General features: G+C 58.6%; 20 protein-coding genes. 18 read left to right on the top strand and 2 right to left on the bottom strand.

Annotated features, from left to right (window positions below):
- Positions 1-2 precede the first annotated feature (2 nt).
- Together ACR0AI_RS02320 and ACR0AI_RS02325 are read right to left on the bottom strand one after the other, a co-directional pair.
- Positions 3-1,403 carry a selenium-binding protein SBP56-related protein gene (locus ACR0AI_RS02320; RefSeq protein WP_170688702.1) on the bottom strand — a complete coding sequence of 467 codons (1,401 nt, stop codon included), beginning with the start codon at positions 1,401-1,403 and terminating at the stop codon, positions 3-5.
- Between the two features lie 127 nt (positions 1,404-1,530).
- Positions 1,531-2,262, bottom strand: a complete 732-nt coding sequence (locus ACR0AI_RS02325; protein WP_170458306.1) for a FadR/GntR family transcriptional regulator — start codon at positions 2,260-2,262, stop codon at positions 1,531-1,533.
- Positions 2,263-2,345: 83 nt separating this feature from the next.
- Here ACR0AI_RS02325 and ACR0AI_RS02330 point away from each other — a divergent pair, with 83 nt between their 5' ends.
- From ACR0AI_RS02330 to ACR0AI_RS02415, 18 genes are all read left to right on the top strand, one after another.
- Positions 2,346-3,137 (top strand): DUF2182 domain-containing protein, encoded by a 792-nt coding sequence (locus tag ACR0AI_RS02330; protein WP_480670976.1) that lies wholly within the window; start codon positions 2,346-2,348, stop codon positions 3,135-3,137.
- A gap of 4 nt (positions 3,138-3,141) precedes the next feature.
- On the top strand, positions 3,142-3,846 hold the full coding sequence (locus ACR0AI_RS02335) for a DUF1326 domain-containing protein (protein ID WP_480670974.1): 705 nt from the start codon (positions 3,142-3,144) through the stop codon (positions 3,844-3,846).
- A complete protein-coding gene (locus ACR0AI_RS02340) occupies positions 3,846-4,373 on the top strand; it encodes a DinB family protein (protein ID WP_480670972.1) in 528 nt (175 codons plus the stop codon). Before ACR0AI_RS02335 ends, ACR0AI_RS02340 begins: the two co-directional genes overlap by 1 nt.
- Positions 4,374-5,477, top strand: a complete 1,104-nt coding sequence (locus tag ACR0AI_RS02345; RefSeq protein WP_480670970.1) for a dimethylsulfoniopropionate demethylase — start codon at positions 4,374-4,376, stop codon at positions 5,475-5,477.
- Positions 5,478-5,578: 101 nt separating this feature from the next.
- The gene (gene acuI / locus ACR0AI_RS02350; protein ID WP_480670968.1) at positions 5,579-6,574 is read left to right on the top strand and encodes an acryloyl-CoA reductase; all 996 of its coding nucleotides are present in this window, start codon (positions 5,579-5,581) and stop codon (positions 6,572-6,574) included.
- Between the two features lie 167 nt (positions 6,575-6,741).
- Positions 6,742-7,305, top strand: coding sequence for a ribosome recycling factor (gene frr, locus ACR0AI_RS02355; RefSeq protein WP_170373774.1), 564 nt, complete (start codon positions 6,742-6,744; stop codon positions 7,303-7,305).
- Positions 7,306-7,315: 10 nt separating this feature from the next.
- A complete protein-coding gene (locus ACR0AI_RS02360) occupies positions 7,316-8,047 on the top strand; it encodes an isoprenyl transferase (protein ID WP_170458293.1) in 732 nt (243 codons plus the stop codon).
- The gene (locus ACR0AI_RS02365) at positions 8,044-8,826 is read left to right on the top strand and encodes a phosphatidate cytidylyltransferase (protein ID WP_480670966.1); all 783 of its coding nucleotides are present in this window, start codon (positions 8,044-8,046) and stop codon (positions 8,824-8,826) included. Before ACR0AI_RS02360 ends, ACR0AI_RS02365 begins: the two co-directional genes overlap by 4 nt.
- Entirely contained in the window at positions 8,826-9,998 is a 1,173-nt protein-coding gene (gene dxr, locus ACR0AI_RS02370; RefSeq protein ID WP_480670964.1) for a 1-deoxy-D-xylulose-5-phosphate reductoisomerase, read from the top strand. Before ACR0AI_RS02365 ends, dxr begins: the two co-directional genes overlap by 1 nt.
- A 4-nt stretch (positions 9,999-10,002) precedes the next feature.
- Positions 10,003-11,355: an RIP metalloprotease RseP gene (rseP, locus tag ACR0AI_RS02375; protein ID WP_480670962.1), complete on the top strand. Its 1,353-nt coding sequence runs from the start codon at positions 10,003-10,005 to the stop codon at positions 11,353-11,355.
- Between the two features lie 80 nt (positions 11,356-11,435).
- Positions 11,436-11,564 carry a hypothetical protein gene (locus ACR0AI_RS02380; RefSeq protein WP_419737989.1) on the top strand — a complete coding sequence of 43 codons (129 nt, stop codon included), beginning with the start codon at positions 11,436-11,438 and terminating at the stop codon, positions 11,562-11,564.
- A gap of 168 nt (positions 11,565-11,732) precedes the next feature.
- Positions 11,733-14,051, top strand: coding sequence for an outer membrane protein assembly factor BamA (gene bamA / locus ACR0AI_RS02385; protein WP_480701238.1), 2,319 nt, complete (start codon positions 11,733-11,735; stop codon positions 14,049-14,051).
- A gap of 108 nt (positions 14,052-14,159) precedes the next feature.
- Positions 14,160-14,642, top strand: a complete 483-nt coding sequence (locus ACR0AI_RS02390) for an OmpH/Skp family outer membrane protein (protein ID WP_480701239.1) — start codon at positions 14,160-14,162, stop codon at positions 14,640-14,642.
- 75 nt (positions 14,643-14,717) lie between these two features.
- On the top strand, positions 14,718-15,191 hold the full coding sequence (gene fabZ / locus ACR0AI_RS02395) for a 3-hydroxyacyl-ACP dehydratase FabZ (RefSeq protein ID WP_480670956.1): 474 nt from the start codon (positions 14,718-14,720) through the stop codon (positions 15,189-15,191).
- Positions 15,188-15,973, top strand: coding sequence for an acyl-ACP--UDP-N-acetylglucosamine O-acyltransferase (gene lpxA / locus ACR0AI_RS02400; protein ID WP_480670954.1), 786 nt, complete (start codon positions 15,188-15,190; stop codon positions 15,971-15,973). Before fabZ ends, lpxA begins: the two co-directional genes overlap by 4 nt.
- 4 nt (positions 15,974-15,977) lie before the next feature.
- Positions 15,978-16,772, top strand: coding sequence for an LpxI family protein (locus tag ACR0AI_RS02405; protein ID WP_480670951.1), 795 nt, complete (start codon positions 15,978-15,980; stop codon positions 16,770-16,772).
- Complete coding sequence (gene lpxB / locus ACR0AI_RS02410) at positions 16,772-17,938, top strand: lipid-A-disaccharide synthase (protein ID WP_480670949.1); 1,167 nt, start codon at positions 16,772-16,774, stop codon at positions 17,936-17,938. Before ACR0AI_RS02405 ends, lpxB begins: the two co-directional genes overlap by 1 nt.
- Entirely contained in the window at positions 17,931-18,506 is a 576-nt protein-coding gene (locus ACR0AI_RS02415) for a hypothetical protein (RefSeq protein WP_480670947.1), read from the top strand. The genes lpxB and ACR0AI_RS02415 overlap by 8 nt, the downstream gene beginning before the upstream one ends.
- Positions 18,507-18,558: the final 52 nt, after the last annotated feature.

Genomic DNA, 18,558 nt, shown 5'->3' on the forward strand with positions numbered 1-18,558 from the left:
ACTCAGACCGAGGGGTAGCAGAAACTGTCGGTCGAACAGTCTCCACCCTCTAACCGGATCTGGTGGCTGCGATAGCCTTCGGGGAACTCGACCCAGAACTTTGGATCCAGCGTCAAGCCACCGTTCTCGCCGACATCGGCTTTAACCATCGCCGCACCGCGTTCACCCGGATAGAACTGGTCATCCCAGGTGGAATAGAGCGAGTTGGTCCAGTAGACCCGTTTGCCGTCGCGGCTGATTTCGACCATTTGCGGGCCATAGCCAAAGTCCTGACCGTTCGGATGTTTGGTCTTTTTGACGATCCCGCCAATTTCGACCTTGCCTGCCAGTGTCGGGTTCATCGGGTCCGAGACGTCATATTGGTGCATCTCACCAGTACCCCAGCAGGCGACATAGAGGTACTTGTCGTCGAGGCTCAGGTCGATATCCGTCACCAGCGGCGGAACGGCCGAGAAGCCTTTCAGCAAGTCCGGCAGGTCATCCGGGTCGGCCGGTTGCGGGTCGATGGTTATGGTTTTCTTGGCCTCAAACGTGCCGTCGTCGTTTCGCCACCATGTGAAGATCGCGCCTTGCAGGTTGGTTGTGTCCACAACGACGCCGCAGAACCCATACTGCTTGACCGGATCATGCGCAGGCCGGATCTCCAACGCCATCTGGTGGTTTTCGCCCAGATCAATGGTTTGGATATTGGTACGGCTGCGCAGGTTCCAGAAATGGATGCTGTGACCATATTTGTTGGACAGCAGATCCTCGGCCACGATTCCGTTCTCGAACTGTGGCGGCAGACCCCATTCGGAACTGACCATGTAGTCGCGGGGCAAGTTCCACCAGAAATCATAGTGTTTGTCCTGCACGCCGCGTTCGATCTCATACCGTCCGATGATCTCGAAACTTTCGCAGTCCATGATGAAGATACCCGGAGGGCCGTCGGTCCCGTCCTCTCCGCCGCCACCCAGGGTGCTGACATAGATGCCCTCAGGCCCGCAATGAATGGTGTGAGGGCGAGAATACCCTGTCTTTGCAAAGACTTCTTCGGGTTCGATGATCTTGTGAATTTTGGCCTCAAGCGGGTTCTTCACATCGATTACATAAATTCGGCTGGAGCGGATGCCCGGAACGATCAGATAGCGCCGTTCCAGAAACGCGTGCCCCGTCAGCGGCGAAAGCGCCGAAGAGCAAGCATTCCAGCCAAAGTGGTGAAATTCATCGCCTTTTTCCGGCATGATGACCTGATGGACGATCTTTCCATAGTCGTCGGAAGTCGGATCGACATTCACAACCGCCAGCCCGTCAGGTTGCGAAAAATCCGGGCTGAGCATCAGCGTAAAAGCAAGCGTCTCAGTGGGGCCCTCCATCGCCAGCTTGGCAGATGGGTAAAAGGTTGGGTCCGGTCTTGTGTTCATAACATCCTCCCGTAAGTCATTGATCTTCAATTCGTTCTGAGAGTTCCGGTCTTAACGCCGGGTGACATCCTGCCTGCTCGTGCTTCCTTTCTGCCTGTTGGTCTGCGTCAGATTTCGGGCCTGAGTGTCAGGCGGTTTTACGTTTGCGTTCGGCCACATCCCGGGCCAGTTGGCGTGTATAGGTTTCAAGTTCGATCAGCGTCGCGTCGACCGATGGGGCATCGCGGGCCTCAAGCGCGTCGGCGATCTTGGTGTGCAGCGCAATGATCTCTTCGCGCGAGCGCGCAGTGAAGGTGATCATGTTCATCAGCGGCTGCATGGCCTCGACCGCGCCCGCCAGTTGGTAGGACAGCACTGGATTGTCCGCGCCATCGACCAGCGCGCGGTGAAAGGCGACGTCTGAGGCGCAGAAGGCCTCATCGGTCAGACCTGGCTGAGCCTGACGGAAGATCTCGGCCCGCATTGTTGCCAGTTGATCTGCGGTGCGACGTTGGGCCGACAAAGCCGCACAGGCGCGCTCCAGAGCATATCGCGCTTCACAGGCCGTATCGAAACTGACGGCATTCATCGACAGAAGCAGGGTCGAGGTGGTGATTTGCTGCGAATAGGCGTCCTCAAAGCTGATCCGGTTCACAAACGCCCCGCCAGTTGCACCGCGTTGGGTGCGGATCAGGGACTGAGCAGCCAAGCGCTTCAGGGCCTCGCGTACCGTGGGCCGCGAAACTTGGAACTGATCAGCAAGTTCTGACTCAGAGGGCAGGCGCTCATCCACGATCAATTCGCCGGACACAATTGCGTTCCGAATGGCCTGTGCGATCTGGGCAGAAAGGTCTGCGGGATTGGCAGGGTCTATCTTCATTTGTGGCCAGTCTGAAAATTTTATTTGTCTGACATTTAAAAGTCTGACATTTGAAAAGCAAGAGAGTTGAGTCGGAGGATCACATGAGTCGCGCATTATTCCGCAGCGGAATGTGGCTGGCGTTCTATGCTGTGATCCTGTGGGCGTGGTGGGTCATGTTCTCGATGAGCCGAGACATGGACCTCGACTTCATTGGCCGGCCAGGACCGATGGGGCAGGCCATGGCGGCGATGGATCCGCGCATGGATATGTATATGCCCATGGCCGAGTTCGGACCTTTGTTCTGGATGTGGGCGATCATGATGGCGGCGATGATGCTGCCGACGCTGGTGCCGACGCTCCGCAGCTATGACGACCTGATCCGCAGCGCCAATGGCACGCGGGCTGGATGGCTGGGCGTTCTGGCCGGGTATTTCATCGTCTGGGTGGGATTTGCGGCGCTGATTACTGGCGTCCAGCTTGCGCTGTTGTTTGGCGGCGTCGTTGACATGCTGGGCATCGCCAAGTCCAATTGGGTGGCCGGGGGTCTCCTGATCGTGGTCGGCGCCTTCCAGTTCACCCGCGCGAAAGAGGTCTGCCATGGCGTCTGTCACGCCCCAATGACGTATTTTTTAAGCCATTGGAAAACCGGCTTTGCGGGCGGTGTGAGAATGGGGCTAGGGCTCGGCGCGTTCTGCGTCGGTTGCTGCTGGGGCTTCATGGCGCTTGGCTTTGTTGGTGGCGTCATGAGCCTTTTGTGGATGGGGTTGGCGACCCTGTTCATGGTTTTGGAAAAACTCCCCCAGATCGGGCATGCTGTGACCCGACCCATGGGGTTCATACTGATCGCAGGCGGTGTTGTGCTGCTGATCTATCCCTTTGCTTACGGAGGATAAGCTGATGGCGAAAAACAGAAAACCCGAGGCCGACCGGCTTCCGATTAGTCAGCGGATCGACAGCCGTATGCCCAACCCCAAACGGCGTGAGATGAGCCCGACGGATTGGTCCATCAAGGGCGAGCTGATCCTGAACTGCTCGTGCGATGTGTTTTGCCCCTGCGTGGTCTCTTTGGGCGCGCACCCTCCGACTGAGGGCCACTGCCACGCCTGGATGGGCGTGATCATCGACGAAGGGCATTTTGAGGGTGAAGATCTGTCGGGCCTGAATGTTGGTCTTCTGGTCGATATTCCGGGTCGCATGGGCGAGGGGCAGTGGAAAGTTGCCGCCTATGTCGATGAACGCGCCAGCGGCAAGGCCTATAACGGGCTGCTGCAGATTTTTAGCGGTCAGGCCGGCGGCACCACTGGCCTGTTCACCATGCTGGTGAGTGAGATCATCGGGGCCGAACGTGCTCCGGTCCAGATCGAACGGGACGGCAACAAGCGAAGGATCGCGATCGGTCGTAAAATCCAAGGCGAGATCGAGATGCTGGGCGGTAAAGACCCTGAGCATCCGGTGATGGTGTCGAACTCCAAATACTGGATGGGGCCGGACATCATCGTAGCCCGAGGAAACAAATCGAAAGTGCGCGACTATGGTCGCGTCTGGGATTTCGGCGGTAAATCGGCCGAGATTTGCCCGATCGACTGGCATGGGCCCAAGTGATGATCACCGGAGCCTTTGCCCGAGAAATGGCGCGCTACAACCACTGGCAAAACAGCCAGTTGGCGGAATTTCTTCAAGCGCTTTCGCCCGAAGAACTGATGCAGGAACGTGGTGCTTTTTTCGGCTCGATTATAGGCACGGCGAACCATTTGCTGTGGGGCGACTGGATCTGGATGTCACGCTTTGACAAAGGGCCGGGGCCAGAGAGCAATATCCACCGACCCGGAGGCGGCATCCACGAAAGCGTGCATCTCTGCCCCGATCTCGACAGCTGGCTGGCTATGCGCGTGGCTATGGATGACCGGATCTCGGATTGGGCGGATACGCTTGGCGATGAGGTTCTGTCGGGGCCTTTCACTTGGTACTCAGCCGCAAAAGAGGCTGATGTTACTTTGCCTTACGCGCAATGCGTGATGCATTTCTTCAACCATCAAACCCATCATCGTGGACAACTCCACAAAATGCTGACCGAAGCCGGTTCCGAAGCCCCGGTCAGCGATCTTTGCTTCATGCCAAAGGAGGGCTGAATGCCGCAAATATCCCTGTCTCGTCGCCTGCGTCGCACGCCGTTTTCCGAAGGCGTCGAAGCCGCTGGTGTCAAAGGCTACACGGTTTACAACCGGATGTTGTTGCCAACGGTTTTTGAAAGTGTCGAGGCCGACTACCATCACCTGAAGAAGAACGTTCAGGTCTGGGACGTCTCCTGCGAACGTCAGGTTGAACTGCGCGGGCCGGATGCTGCCCGTCTGATGCAGATGCTGACACCGCGTGACCTGCGTGGCATGCTTCCCGGGCAGTGTTTCTATGTGCCGATTGTGGACGAAACTGGTGGTATGCTGAACGATCCCGTGGCGGTGAAACTGTCGGAGGACCGCTGGTGGATCTCTATCGCCGACAGCGATTTGTTGCTATGGGTCAAAGGGTTGGCCAACGGATATCGTCTGGATGTGCTGGTTGATGAGCCGGACGTGTCGCCCTTGGGCGTTCAGGGGCCAAAGGCAGATGAGCTGATGGCCCGCGTTTTCGGAGACCGTGTGCGCGATATACGTTTCTTCAAGTTCGACATGTTCGAATTCGAAGGGCGCGACCTTGCAGTTGCCCGCTCGGGCTACTCGAAACAGGGCGGGTTCGAGATTTATGTCGAGGGCAGCGACATCGGTATGCCTCTGTGGAATGCTCTGTTCTCGGCGGGTGAAGACTTGGACGTGCGGGCTGGGTGTCCCAATCTGATTGAGCGGATCGAAGGTGGGTTACTCTCCTACGGCAATGACATGACCGACGACAACACACCGCATGAATGTGGGCTGGGCAAGTTCTGCAATACGCATACCGCAATTGGCTGTGTGGGCCGGGATGCGTTGTTGCGTGTGGCCAAAGAAGGTCCAGTGCAGCAGATACGTCCGATCGCGATTGACGGAGATGCAGTGCCGCCTTGTGTCCAGCCGTGGCCTGTTCTTGCGGACGGAAAGCAGGTGGGTCAGGTGACGTCTTCTGCCTGGTCTCCGGATTTCGCGACCAATGTTTCGATAGGTATGGTCAAATTGAGCCATTGGGACGCCGGAACCAAGGTCGAGGTTGAAACGCCTGACGGTATGCGAGGCGCGACAGTGCAGGGGCAGTTTTGGATCTAGCGGAGGCTGGGGGCTCTGCCCCCGTCGCTGCGCGACTCCCCCGAGATATTTTGGGCCAGGTGAAGGATTGGGCTGGCCGCCAAAAATGAAAGGATAGCAATATGTTCAATGCTTTGGTTATGGAAAAGGATGAAGAAAGCGGTCTGGCAAGCCCGTCGGTCAAGCAGATCTCACTGGAGGATCTGCCTGACGGAGAGGTGACGGTTGCTGTTGAGTATTCGACGGTGAACTACAAGGACGGTCTATGCTTGTCGGCCAAAGGTGGTGGTCTGGTGCGGAACTATCCGCACATTCCCGGTATCGACTATGTAGGAACAGTCGAGGCGTCCTCGGACGACCGTTACAAGCCCGGTGACAAGGTGGTTCTGACCGGCTGGCGTGTGGGTGAGGCCCATTGGGGTGGGTATTCGCAGAAGGCCAACGCTCGGGCCGATTGGTTGGTGCCGTTGCCGGATGGTCTGGACGCGCGGCAGGCGATGGCCGTCGGAACGGCCGGGTTTACGGCCATGTTGGCGGTGATGGCTCTGGAGGATCACGGGTTGACCCCGGATCGTGGGCCTGTGCTGGTGACTGGTGCTGCAGGCGGCGTTGGTTCAGTGGCGACGGCCATTCTGGGCAAGCTGGGCTATGAGGTCGCAGCTGTGACCGGACGTCCCGAGACCGGCGACTACCTGAAGTCGCTTGGCGCCACGACCATCGTGCCGCGTGAAGAGTTGAACGAGACCACGAAGCGCCCGCTCGAAAGCGAAACCTGGGCGGGCTGTGTCGATGCCGTTGGCGGTGACATGCTGGCGCGTGTTCTGGGTCAGATGAAGTACGGATGCTCGGTCGCCGCTGTTGGACTTGCTGGCGGTGCGGGGTTGCCTGCTACAGTGATTCCCTTCCTGCTGCGCGGTGTGAACCTTCTGGGGATCGATAGCGTGATGCAGCCTTATGACAACCGTCTGCGGGCTTGGCAGCGCATCGCGACCGACCTGCCGATGGACAAGCTGGAGGCCATGGTGCATCCGGCCGCTCTGTCCGATTTGCCGCAGCTGGGTGCGGATATTCTGAAAGGTCAGGTCAAGGGGCGCGTTGTCGTCGACGTAAACGCCTGATTCTGGAAAATAGTCGGGGCCGCAAAGCCCCGGCTTACCTTTCGGAAGGCAAAAGGACCGAAACAGCACTGGTCATTGCCGTAAATCATGCTCATGATTGCTATACATCCCAAATGCGATGGCTTAAGACCCATCCAAACAGCACTTGAAGACGGGGAGTGAGCAGCATGTCTGACGACTTCGAACTGGACACCGACGATCTGAAACGCCGCATGGACGGCGCGATGTCCAATCTCAAAACTGAATTTGCCTCTCTGCGCACCGGGCGGGCCTCGGCCTCGATGCTGGAGCCGGTGATGGTGGATGCATATGGCTCGATGACACCGATCAACCAGGTTGGCACGGTCAATGTGCCTGAACCTCGGATGGTGACGGTGAATGTCTGGGACAAGGGCCTTGTGGGCAAGGTTGAAAAGGCGATCCGTGAAAGCGGGCTGGGCATCAACCCGCAGCTGAACGGCACGATCATCATGCTGCCGATCCCGGAACTGAACGAAGAGCGCCGCCGCGAGTTGGGCAAAGTTGCCGGGCAATATGCCGAAAGCGCGCGGGTTTCGATCCGCAACGTGCGGCGCGACGGTATGGATCAGATCAAGAAAGCGAAATCGGACGGAATGTCCGAGGATGACCAGAAGTTCTGGGAGAGCGAAGTTCAGGATCTGACCGACACGATGATCAAAGCTGTTGATGCCGCGCTTGAGACCAAGCAGTCGGAAATCATGCAGGTCTGAGCCGGTACTTATGCCCAAGGATCCCCATACGGACGTGCAGGCTGGCCCAAAGCATGTCGCAATTATCATGGATGGCAATGGTCGGTGGGCGCAGGCGCGTGGCCGGCCTCGGCTTTTTGGTCACCACGCAGGTGCGCGGCGCGTGCGTGAGGTGGTCGAGGCCTGTCCTGGGTTGGGCATCAAATACCTAACCGTTTTTGCGTTTTCGACGGAAAACTGGAAGCGGACTCAGGTCGAAGTCGCTGGCCTCATGAGCCTGTTTCGGCGCTACATCATCAAGGAAACCCGTACTCTGGCCGAGAACGGCATTCGCGTGCGCTTTATCGGCGATCGGGTCCGCTTGGATGCCAAGCTGATCGACCTGATGGATTCGCTGGAAGAGGCGACGAAGGACAACGATTTGGTCCATTTGACCGTTGCGTTGAACTATGGCGGCCGGGATGAGGTGGCGCGGGCCACGAAACGTCTTGCTCGGGATGTGGCCGAAGGGCGGTTGAAGCCCGAGGACGTAGATGAAGAAACCCTCCCCAAATACTTGGATACGCGCGTTCTTCCTGATCCCGATCTGGTCATTCGCACCAGCGGAGAGGCGCGTATCTCGAACTTTCTCCTCTGGCAGTCTGCCTATTCGGAATACGAGTTTATCGACACCCTCTGGCCGGATTTCACCGCCGCCGAGTTGGAGCGTCTGTGCCGCAACTACGGCTCGCGCGAGCGTCGTTTCGGAGCGGTTCTGGCATGAGCGAAGGCCGATGGTCTGATCTGACCGCACGGATTCTGTCCGCAGTCGTTTTGGTCGCAATCGGCGCAGTTGAGGTCTGGCTGGGCGGCTTGTGGTTTGAAAGCTTCATCGCGGTTGCCTGCGGTTTGATGACCTGGGAACTGGTACGCATGATCGAACCGCAGCGCGGAGGCATGGCCGTGCAGCTCGGTATTCTGACCGGGATTGCGGTGATTATCAGCTATCACGTGCCGCCGCTCTACAAGCTGCCGTTTCTGGTTGCTCCGGCGCTGGTCGGGGCGGGGCAGGTCACCCGTTCGCGCGGCTTGTACTTTCTGTTTGCCTTGTGGATTGCGGGCGCTGGTCTGGGGTTCATCTCAATTCGTGAAAACATGGGCTTCGGCTGGATGATCTGGCTGATCGCGGTCGTCGTGGCCACGGATGTTGCCGGATATTTCGTCGGCAAGGCCATTGGTGGCCCGAAATTTTGGCCCAAGGTCAGCCCCAAGAAGACATGGTCGGGCACGGCAGGTGGCTGGGTCGCGGCGGGCCTGATTGGCGTGGGTTTCGCAATGCATGGCGGGTTTGGATTGTTGTTCGTTCTGGTCTCGGTTTTGGCGTCCATGGCCAGCCAGGCGGGCGATATCGTTGAAAGCGCGGTCAAACGGAAATTCGGCGTCAAGGACAGCTCGAACCTCATACCGGGACATGGCGGCTTTCTCGACCGGTTTGACGGCATGATGGGTGCGGCGTTGTTTGTGCTGATCGCAGGGTTGGTTTACGCACCCGGAGAGATGTGATGCGCAAAGTCTCAATCCTTGGGGCGACCGGATCAATTGGTCAGAATGCGATTGACCTCATTGCGCGCGATATCGAAGCCTATGACGTGGTCGCGCTGACAGGCGGCGCGAATATCCGGCAATTGGCCGAGGATGCCCAACGGCTTGGCGCGCAACTCGCGGTCACCGCGTTTGAGGATCGATTGCAGGACCTACGCGATGCGTTGCAAGGCAGCGGGATCGATGTGGCCGCAGGTCAGAGCGCGATCGTTGAAGCCGCCGCGCGCCCCGCAGACTGGGTGCTGTCCGCGATCGTTGGCGCCGCCGGTCTGGCCCCAGGAATTGAGGCGTTAAAGCAAGGCGCAACGCTGGCGCTTGCCAATAAAGAGACGCTGGTTTGTGCCGGCGCGCTTGTGTTGCAGACAGCCCGCGAGAACGATGCGCGTGTGTTGCCCGTCGACAGTGAGCATTCGGCGGTGTTTCAGGCATTGGTCGGTGAGGATATGGACGCGGTCGAACGCGTTATCATCACCGCAAGCGGCGGAGCGTTCCGGGATTGGCCGCTCGAGGACTTGGCGTCCGCCACCGTTACGCAGGCCTCAAGCCATCCGAACTGGGACATGGGGCAGCGGATCACGATTGATAGTGCATCCATGTTCAATAAAGCGCTTGAAGTCATTGAAACCCGAGAGTTCTTTGGCGTCGACCCGGGCCAAATCGAGGTTTTGGTGCATCCCGAATCCATTGTCCATGCGATGGTCGGGTTTCGGGATGGGGCTCTAATGGCGCACCTGGGCCCGCCGGACATGCGGCATGCAATCGGCTATGCTCTGCACTGGCCCGAACGGCGCGATCTGCCGGTTGAGAGGCTGGATCTGGCGCAGCTCAGCCAGTTGCGCTTTTCCCATCCCGACCTAAACCGCTATCCCGCGCTGAAACTGGCTCGAGACGTGATGGCGCGCGGCGGCCTTTCGGGGGCGGTCTTCAACGCCGCGAAAGAACGCGCGCTGGATCACTTCATCGCAGGCCAAATCGGTTTCACGACCATGGCAGATGTCGTCTCACGCGTTCTGGACCGTTTTGATGCCGAGGATGGCCTTATTAACGCCCCTTTGACCCTTGATAACGTACAGCAAACGGACCATCTCGCACGGCAGTGGGCGGATGAAGCCGTGATCAAACGAGCAGGATAGAGTTTTGGACGTACTTTCGCTGATCCCTCAGTTCGGAAATTTGCTCTGGACGATTGTGGCCTTTGTGATCGCCCTGTCCGTGATCGTCGCGGTTCACGAGTACGGGCACTACATCGTTGGCCGCTGGTCCGGCATTCATGCCGAGGTGTTCTCGATCGGGTTTGGCCCTGTTCTGTGGAGCCGCGTGGATAAACGCGGCACGCGGTGGCAGATCGCGCTGTTGCCCTTCGGCGGCTATGTGAAATTCCTTGGGGATGCCAATGCAGCCTCGGGCAAGGATGAAGACGCGATGGATGACATCGCGCAGCAAAAGCCGGAATACCTGCGCCATACAATGCACGGCGCACCCTTGTGGGCGAGAACCGCCACTGTGGCGGCGGGTCCGGTGTTCAACTTCGTCATGTCGATTCTGGTCTTTGGTCTGATCTTCTGGTCTCAGGGCGTCACGCGTGAGCCGCTGACAGTTGGCGAACTGAAGCCGCTGCCGGGAACAGAGCAGGGGCTGCGCGAAGGCGATGAGATTCTGGCCATTGCCGGGATTGAAGTCCCTGATTTCGATGAAGAAGGCGCGTGGAGCGATTTCACCGATGCGCTACCGGTCGAACCGGTGCTGGACTATACGGTCTTGCGCGATGGCGAAACGCTGGATGTCTCAGCCCCTTGGCTGTTCCCGCCGCTGATTCAGCAGGTCACGCCGCGCAGTGCGGCGTTTGATATCCAGCTGGAAGGCGGCGACGTCATCACCTCGGTCGATGGAGATCCGATTTTTGCCTTCGAGCAGCTGAAAGAACATGTCGAAGGCTCGGACGGTCGGGTGTTGTTGCTGAACGTCTGGCGTGACGGGGCCGAGCTTGAATTCGCGCTTGCTCCGCGTCGAACCGATGAGCCTCAGCCGGATGGCGGGTTCGTCACCCATTGGCGGATCGGGATCGTTGGCGGCATGATGTTGCAACCCGCGACCGAGCCTGCAGGGCTTTGGGATTCGCTGGTTGGCGGCGTGGGTCAGACCGGGCGCATCATCGAAGGGTCTCTGTCCGGCATGTGGCACATGATTACCGGCGCGATCAGCACCTGTAACATCTCGGGTCCGATCGGAATTGCCGAGACCTCGGGCGCCATGGCCAGCCAGGGCGCTCAGAACTTCATTTTCTTCATCGCGGTGCTGTCAACGGCTGTGGGTCTCCTGAACCTGTTCCCGATCCCGGCCTTGGACGGAGGGCATCTCGTGTTCTACGCCTATGAGGCCGTCTCGGGCAAACCGCCCAGCGACAAAGCCCTGCGGATTTTGATGACCCTCGGGATTGCGGTGGTTCTCAGCCTCATGGTTTTCTCGGTCAGTAACGATCTGTTCTGCTGATTGTGGCGCAAGCGGCGCATTCGCGCCGCATTGATGCCTCATTTCGAAGGTAGAAAATAGCCGCTGAAAATGAGGCGGCCATGACCAAAGCTATTCAAAAATCCTATCAGAGTGTCAGCGTCCTGTTTGTTCTGAATTGGGATGTGCTTTTGTGCTTTGGTCTGACGGCGCTGGCACTTGCTGGCGGCGCGTATCTCGCCGGTCTCTGATTCCCAAAACCCCTTCAAGAATGCGTGTCCGGTGACCTATCGTCGCCCCGATGGTTTTGGAGTTTTGACAAGCGCATTCAATCTCGTTACTCAGCATTAAGTCCTAAATTTTTGGGTAGAGAAAAAATGGCTGACGGGCGAGGCGCGGGTATATCCTGCGGAGGGCAGATGACAACAAACAATATTTTGTGGCGCACACGATCATTTCTTTTTCTTACTGCGGCAATGGGTTTACTGGCTTTGCCGCATGCAGCGCAGGCGCAAAACTTCACCATCAACTCCTTCGAGGTTGAGGGCAACCGGCGCATTGAGACAGGTACAATCATCCAACGGACAGGAATCGAACCGGGACAGACAGTCTCGGCCGGTCAGTTGAATGACGCGTATCAGCGTGTGCTTGACAGTGGTGTTTTTGAAACAGTCGAATTGACACCTCGTGGCACGACTCTGGTGATCGAGGTGCAGGAATACCCGACGATCAACCAAATCAGCATCGAAGGGAATCGCCGCGTCAAAGATGACCTTTTACTTGATGTGATCTCGTCCGAGCCGCGCCGTGTTTTCACTCCGCAGGCAGCCGAGGCGGACGCCGATCTGATTGCCGAAGTCTATTCCGCCCAAGGCCGGGTATCGGCAACTGTGATCCCGCGCGTCATCCGCCGAAACGACAACCGCGTCGATCTGGTGTTTGAAGTTGCAGAAGGCACCACGATTGAGGTTGAACGCGTCAGTTTCGTTGGCAACCGTGCCTTCTCGGACCGCCGCCTGCGTCGCGTGCTTGAGACCAAACAGGCGACCTTCCTGCGGACGTTCTTCCGCAACGATACGTTCATCGGAGACCGGATCGAATTCGACAAGCAGGTCATTCGGGATTTCTATCTGTCACGCGGCTATGTCGATTTCCGTGTGAACAGTGCCAACGTGGAATTCACCCGCGAGCGGGATGCTTTTTTCCTGGTCATGAACATCACCGAAGGGCAGAAGTTCTCGTTCGGCAAAATCACGACCGTAAGCGAGATCCCGGGTGTGGATCCGTCGATCTATCAGGATGCTCTGAAGATCAAACCGGGCGTGACCTATTCGCCGACCCTGATCGAGAACTCGATTGCACGTCAGGAACGGCTTGGTGTGAAGCAGGGCGTGGATTTCCTGCGGGTCGAGCCGCGCGTCACACGCAACCCGCGTGATTTGACGCTGGACGTGGAATTCGTCCTCAGCCGTGGGCCGCGGATTTTCGTGGAGCGTATTGATATTGAGGGCAACACAACCACGCTGGATCGGGTGATCCGTCGTCAGTTCGACACCGTGGAAGGCGACCCGTTCAACCCACGTGAAATTCGTCAAGCGGCTGAGCGGATCAACGCCTTGGGCTTCTTTGCCAATGCCGAGGTAGAACCGCGCGAAGGATCATCGCCCAGCCAGGTGATCCTGGATGTGGATGTCGAGGAGCAACCAACTGGCTCACTGAGCCTTGGTGGTAGCTACTCGGTCTCGGATGGTTTCGGTGTCGCCATCGGCCTGAATGAATCGAACTTTCTGGGCCGGGGGCAGAACCTTGGTCTGACCATCTCGACTGCTCAGGACTCCGAGCAATACTCGCTAAGCTTTACTGAGCCGTACCTTTTGGGCCGCAAACTACGTTTTGACCTGGGTCTTGGTGTCGCGACGACGAACTCTAGCTTTGCTAGCTATGATACGGATCGGTTGTTCTTTAACCCACAGCTGACTTATTCGATTGGTGAGCTGTCGGCCCTGCGCGTGCGCTATGGCTGGGAACGCTCGGAAATGACCCAGCAGGATAACGAGGCGAACGGTGCGGTCATCACATCGGAGATCGCGCAGGGTGAGCGGGTCAACAGCAGCTTTGGCCTGACCTATGTCTATGACAGCCGTATCGGTGGCCTGAACCCGAATGCGGGCGTCCTTTTCGAACTTGGCTTCGATGCCGCTGGTCTGGGTGGCGACAACAAATTCGTCAAGACCACGGCGCGCACGATCGCGCAGACCCGCGTTTGGAACGAAGAAGTCGTTCTGCGCGCAACTCTCGAGGCCGGTGCGCTGCATTGGTCGGGGAATGACTTCAGCCGTACCATCGACCGTTTCGTTCTGGGGCCGAACACATTCCGCGGATTTGAGCCGGCCGGTATTGGCCCGCGTGATCTGTCCAACGGGCAGGACGACGCCATCGGCGGCAACTACTACTGGGTGGCGCGGTTCGAAAGCGACTTCCCATTGGGGCTGCCAGAAGAACTCGGTCTGCGGGGCGGTTTGTTCTACGACGTCGGCAACCTTTACAACATCAATGACGTAAACACCGCAGGTGCAAATATTGTGGGTGCGGATGGCTCCATTCGTCACGTCATCGGTGTGTCGGTTCTGTGGGAAACACCGTTTGGCCCGCTGCGCTTCAACTTCTCGAAAGCGTTGAAGAAAGAAGACTTCGACAAGGAACAGAATTTCGACCTGACTGTTCAGGCGCGGTTCTGATCCGGCATGCGGTTGCGAATATCTAGACGCGCATGGGGCCCGGTTCGGGCCCTTTGCCTTTTGCTGGGCCTTGTGCTTGCGTCCCAAGCGGTAGCGCAGCAATTGGGCGTGCGTGATCCGCTGGTCCTGACCATCTCAAGTGACCGGTTGTTCGCGGATTCGGCATTCGGCCAGCGCGTGCTGCGCGAGATTGAATCCGAAGGCGCGCTGCTTGCGGAAGAAAATGAGCGGATCGTCGCGGAACTCAGCAGCGAAGAGAAAGACCTGACGCAGAAACGCGCTGAACTGGCCCCGGAGGATTTCCGCCCTCTTGCGCAGGCCTTCGACGAAAAGGTGCAATCGCATCGCGATGGCCAACGCGCCAAGCTGGATGCCTTGGCCCGGCGCAGCGAAGAAAGCCGCCAGACGTTTTATGCCCTGGCGCAACCCGTTCTGATCGAACTTATGCGTGAGACGGGGGCCGCCGTGGTGCTGGAACGCGCGAATGTGTTCCTCAGCGCCGACACCTCTGACATCACCGACGATGCGATTGCCCGCATTAACGCCGCAATTGGCGATGGAACCGGCCTTCAGGACAGCACAGGCGAATAGGTTCGCTTGCCCTCAGAGGCCGGTATTGCTAACCACGCGGAAACTGACACATCCAAATAACGGGACGAGTGAACGATGACGACGGAAACCAAAAGCGCCGACATTCAGCTGATTCAGCGGATATTGCCGCATCGCTATCCGTTTCTGCTGGTCGACAAAGTGGTCGATATCGACGGCTATCAATCGGCTCGTGGCATCAAGAATGTCACCATGAACGAGCCGCATTTCCAGGGTCACTTCCCCGGAACGCCGATCATGCCCGGTGTCACCATTGTCGAGGCGATGGCGCAGACCTCGGGCGTGATGCTGGGCGTCGGAATGGATGTCATTGATACCGAGCTGCTGATCTATTTCATGAGCATCGACAAATGCAAATTCCGCCGCAAGGTGGTGCCGGGTGACGTGTTGGAAATGCATGTCCAAACCCTGCGTGGCAAAAAGGGTGGCAAGCTGTTCAAATTCCACGGACGTGCAACCGTTGACGGTGAGGTCGCAGCCGAAGCCGAATTTTCGGCTTATGTCGATTGGGACATGGAAAAAACGACATGAGCGGCATTCACCCAAGCGCAATCATCGAAGAGGGTGCGCAGATCGGTCAGGACTGTGTGATTGGTCCCTTTTGCTATGTGGGTCCTCAGGTCAAGCTGGGCGACCGGGTCGAGTTGAAGACGCATGTGGTCGTCACGGGCGATACCACGGTCGGCGATGATACGGTGATCTTCAATTTCTCGGTGATCGGAGAGATTCCGCAGGATCTAAAATTCGGGGGCGAAAATACGCGGCTTGAGATCGGCCAGCGCAACCGCATCCGCGAGCATGTGACTATCAACACCGGCACCGAAGGCGGTGGTGGTGTGACTCGGATCGGTGACGATTGCCTGTTCATGGCCGGAGTTCACGTGGCCCATGACGTTCAGATCGGCAACCGTGTGATCATGGTGAACCACGCGGGCGCGGCGGGGCATTGTATCGTCGAAGATGACGTAATCGTTGGCGGAATCTCGGGCCTGCACCAATGGGTCCGCGTCGGTCGCGGCGCTATCATAGGCGCGCTGACCATGGTGCCAAACGACGTCATCCCTTACGGTCTGGTGCAAGCGCCACGCGGCGAGTTGGACGGGCTGAACCTTGTTGGCCTGAAACGTCGCGGTGTATCGCGTGAGGATATCTCGGCTCTGCGGGCTGCGTTCAAGGAACTGTCCGGCGGCGAGGGGACTTTTCAGGAACGCGCCTATCGCGCAGGCAAGGACACCGACAGCGAATATGTTCAACGCATTGTCGAGTTCGTCACCGGTCAATCAGATCGCTCGTTCCTGACGCCGAGGAAATAACCAAATGCTGGCTTTGATCGCAGGAACGGGTGTTCTGCCGGACGCTGTCGTGGACGCTCTGCCAGACCGTCCGTTGGTCTGCGCGATGGAGGGGTTCGAACCTGAGAGCCTGACTGTAGACGTCGTTTTCCGTCTGGAGCAGCTCGGCAGCTTTCTCGCAGATATCAAGGTGCGCGGCGTGACGCAGATCTGCATGGCGGGTGCGGTGCAGCGGCCCAAAGTCGATCCCGCGCGGATTGATGCCGCAACGATGCCTTTGGTGCCGATCATTCAAAAGGCGATGATGTCTGGTGATGATGGCGCTTTACGCGCTGTGATCGGTATCTTTGAGGATGCGGGCCTGGCCGTCAAAGCCGCGCATGAGATCGCACCTGATCTGCTACCACCGCTGGGATGCCTAACCGAGACGCACCCGTCCGAGGCCGATCTGGCCGATGCCGACCGTGCCGCAGGTATTCTGCGCGCGATGGGCAGCGCCGATATCGGTCAGGCCTGTGCCGTCTCCAAAGGCCAGGCTCTGGCGGTTGAGAGCATTTTTGGCACAGCCTGGATGTTGCAATCGCTGACCCAGCGCCCGGATGCGGGCGGAGGCGTTCTGTTCAAAGGTCCGAAACCCGATCAGGATCGCCGCGTTGATCTGCCTGCCATCGGTCCGGAGACCGTCACCGATGCGGTGGCTGCGGGTCTCACGGGCATTGTAATTGAAAAAGGTGGCGTGATGGTGCTGCGGCGGGATCATGTCGTCGCCGAGTGCAACCGCCTTGGCTTGTTCCTCTATGTGCGCGAGCGGGCCGTCTGATGCGCGTTTTTCTGGTCGCCGGAGAACCTTCGGGCGACCGGCTGGGCGGCGCGTTGATGGAGGGCCTAAAGGCTCTGGTTCCTGATGTCACGTTTGACGGCGTGGGCGGGCCGCTGATGCAGGCTCAGGGCCTGAAAAGCCGCTTTCCCATGTCCGAACTCAGCGTAATGGGGTTGGTTGAGGTACTGCCCAAGTTCTTCCACCTCAAACGCCGTATATCTGAGACGGCACAGGCGGTATTGGACACCCAACCAGATGTTCTGATCACCATCGACAGTCCGGATTTCTCGTTGCGTGTTGCCAAACTGGTCAAGGCGAGCAGCGACATTCGCACCGTCCACTATGTCGCCCCCAGTGTCTGGGCCTGGCGTCCAGGGCGGGCCGACAAGATGGCCAAGGTGATCGACCATGTTCTGGCGCTGCTTCCCTTCGAGCCGCCCTACATGGAACGCGCGGGGATGGAGTGCGATTTTGTCGGCCATCCGGTCGCCAGCGAACATCAGGCGACGGAGGTGGATATCAAGGCCTTTCGAGACGCCTACGATCTGGGGGATGCGCCGCTGTTGCTGGCCCTGCCGGGTTCGCGCCGGGGAGAAGTCGACCGGCTTGCACCTGTCTTTGGCGAGGCGCTCTCGCTCTACCTTAAGAACCGCCCAGAAACGCGGGTTGTTGTGCCAACGGTGGCCCATATGGTCGACACCGTGACCGAGCATTTGCGCAGCTGGCCCGGATCGCCCGTTGTGGTTGATCCACGTGATCTGCCCTCGGATCAGGCGGTGGCGCAAAAGCGGGCGGCCTTTGCGGCGGCTGATCTGGCCTTGGCAGCGTCAGGGACTGTGTCACTGGAACTGGCGGCTCAGGCCACGCCGATGGTGATTGCCTATAACCTCAACTGGCTGACAACTCTGATCGCAAAGCGGATGGTGCATCTGGACACGGCGACGCTGGTCAATCTGGTCTCGGACACGCGGACGGTGCCCGAGTGTCTGCTGGACGATTGCCAGCCCTACCAGATCTCCAAAGCTCTGGAACGTGTCGCAGCGCAGCCAGAGGCCCAGCGTGAGGCCATGGCGACTACGATGGATCGTCTGGGTCGCGGCGGAGAGGCACCGGGCCTGCGCGCCGCTAAGGCCATTTTGGCCCGGATGACCAAAGCTGATGCTTGAGTATCTGCTCTTTTCGATTTCGGCCGGGGTTGTGATGGTGTCGACCAATCTCGACAACCTGGCCGTGTTGTTGGGGCTGATGCTGGTGATGGATCACCGCCGCTCGTTGATGGGGTTTGCCGTCGCGCATGGGCTTGTCCTGTGCCTGTCATTGGCCGTCGCGACAGGTTTAAGCCAGAGCGGACTGCCGGAGTGGATCGGGTATCTTGGGATCGTTCCGCTAGCGCTTGGCCTGCGCGGTATCTGGCTGCAGATTTCAGGAGTTGAGCAGACAGACGACACGCCAAAGGGCGCAGTGACCTCGGTCGTGACGCTGTTTCTCAGCCTGTCGGTCGATACGTTCGCCGTGATGACACCCTTGCTAGCAGATTCCAGTCCCGTATTCCGGCTGGCGGCTCTGATTGGCGCGGGTTGCGCCTCGGCAAGTCTGGCGGCCGTTGCTGCCTGGGGTGCGCCTCATGCGCAGAAACTAGGCCCGCGCGTCAACCGGCTAGAGAAGATCGCGCCCTATATCATGGTCTGCGTCGGTCTCTACATTCTGCTAAACTCGCCGACCGATATACTCTAATCTGTGTCGCTGTTGTGAATGAAGCAGCGTTGCAGTTGGACCTGCAGCTTGC

Source organism: Ruegeria sp. BG3 (assembly GCF_056538485.1).

Excerpts from the sequence above, each read along its gene's own strand:
- ACR0AI_RS02320 (WP_170688702.1), bottom strand. The coding sequence starts at position 1,403 with ATGAACACAAGACCGGACCCAACCTTTTACCCATCTGCCAAGCTGGCG.
- ACR0AI_RS02325 (WP_170458306.1), bottom strand. The coding sequence starts at position 2,262 with ATGAAGATAGACCCTGCCAATCCCGCAGACCTTTCTGCCCAGATCGCA.
- ACR0AI_RS02330 (WP_480670976.1), top strand. The coding sequence starts at position 2,346 with ATGAGTCGCGCATTATTCCGCAGCGGAATGTGGCTGGCGTTCTATGCT.
- ACR0AI_RS02335 (WP_480670974.1), top strand. The coding sequence starts at position 3,142 with ATGGCGAAAAACAGAAAACCCGAGGCCGACCGGCTTCCGATTAGTCAG.
- ACR0AI_RS02340 (WP_480670972.1), top strand. The coding sequence starts at position 3,846 with ATGATCACCGGAGCCTTTGCCCGAGAAATGGCGCGCTACAACCACTGG.
- ACR0AI_RS02345 (WP_480670970.1), top strand. The coding sequence starts at position 4,374 with ATGCCGCAAATATCCCTGTCTCGTCGCCTGCGTCGCACGCCGTTTTCC.
- acuI (WP_480670968.1), top strand. The coding sequence starts at position 5,579 with ATGTTCAATGCTTTGGTTATGGAAAAGGATGAAGAAAGCGGTCTGGCA.
- frr (WP_170373774.1), top strand. The coding sequence starts at position 6,742 with ATGTCTGACGACTTCGAACTGGACACCGACGATCTGAAACGCCGCATG.
- ACR0AI_RS02360 (WP_170458293.1), top strand. The coding sequence starts at position 7,316 with ATGCCCAAGGATCCCCATACGGACGTGCAGGCTGGCCCAAAGCATGTC.
- ACR0AI_RS02365 (WP_480670966.1), top strand. The coding sequence starts at position 8,044 with ATGAGCGAAGGCCGATGGTCTGATCTGACCGCACGGATTCTGTCCGCA.
- dxr (WP_480670964.1), top strand. The coding sequence starts at position 8,826 with ATGCGCAAAGTCTCAATCCTTGGGGCGACCGGATCAATTGGTCAGAAT.
- ACR0AI_RS02380 (WP_419737989.1), top strand. The coding sequence starts at position 11,436 with ATGACCAAAGCTATTCAAAAATCCTATCAGAGTGTCAGCGTCCTGTTT.
- bamA (WP_480701238.1), top strand. The coding sequence starts at position 11,733 with ATGACAACAAACAATATTTTGTGGCGCACACGATCATTTCTTTTTCTT.
- fabZ (WP_480670956.1), top strand. The coding sequence starts at position 14,718 with ATGACGACGGAAACCAAAAGCGCCGACATTCAGCTGATTCAGCGGATA.
- lpxA (WP_480670954.1), top strand. The coding sequence starts at position 15,188 with ATGAGCGGCATTCACCCAAGCGCAATCATCGAAGAGGGTGCGCAGATC.
- ACR0AI_RS02405 (WP_480670951.1), top strand. The coding sequence starts at position 15,978 with ATGCTGGCTTTGATCGCAGGAACGGGTGTTCTGCCGGACGCTGTCGTG.
- lpxB (WP_480670949.1), top strand. The coding sequence starts at position 16,772 with ATGCGCGTTTTTCTGGTCGCCGGAGAACCTTCGGGCGACCGGCTGGGC.
- ACR0AI_RS02415 (WP_480670947.1), top strand. The coding sequence starts at position 17,931 with ATGCTTGAGTATCTGCTCTTTTCGATTTCGGCCGGGGTTGTGATGGTG.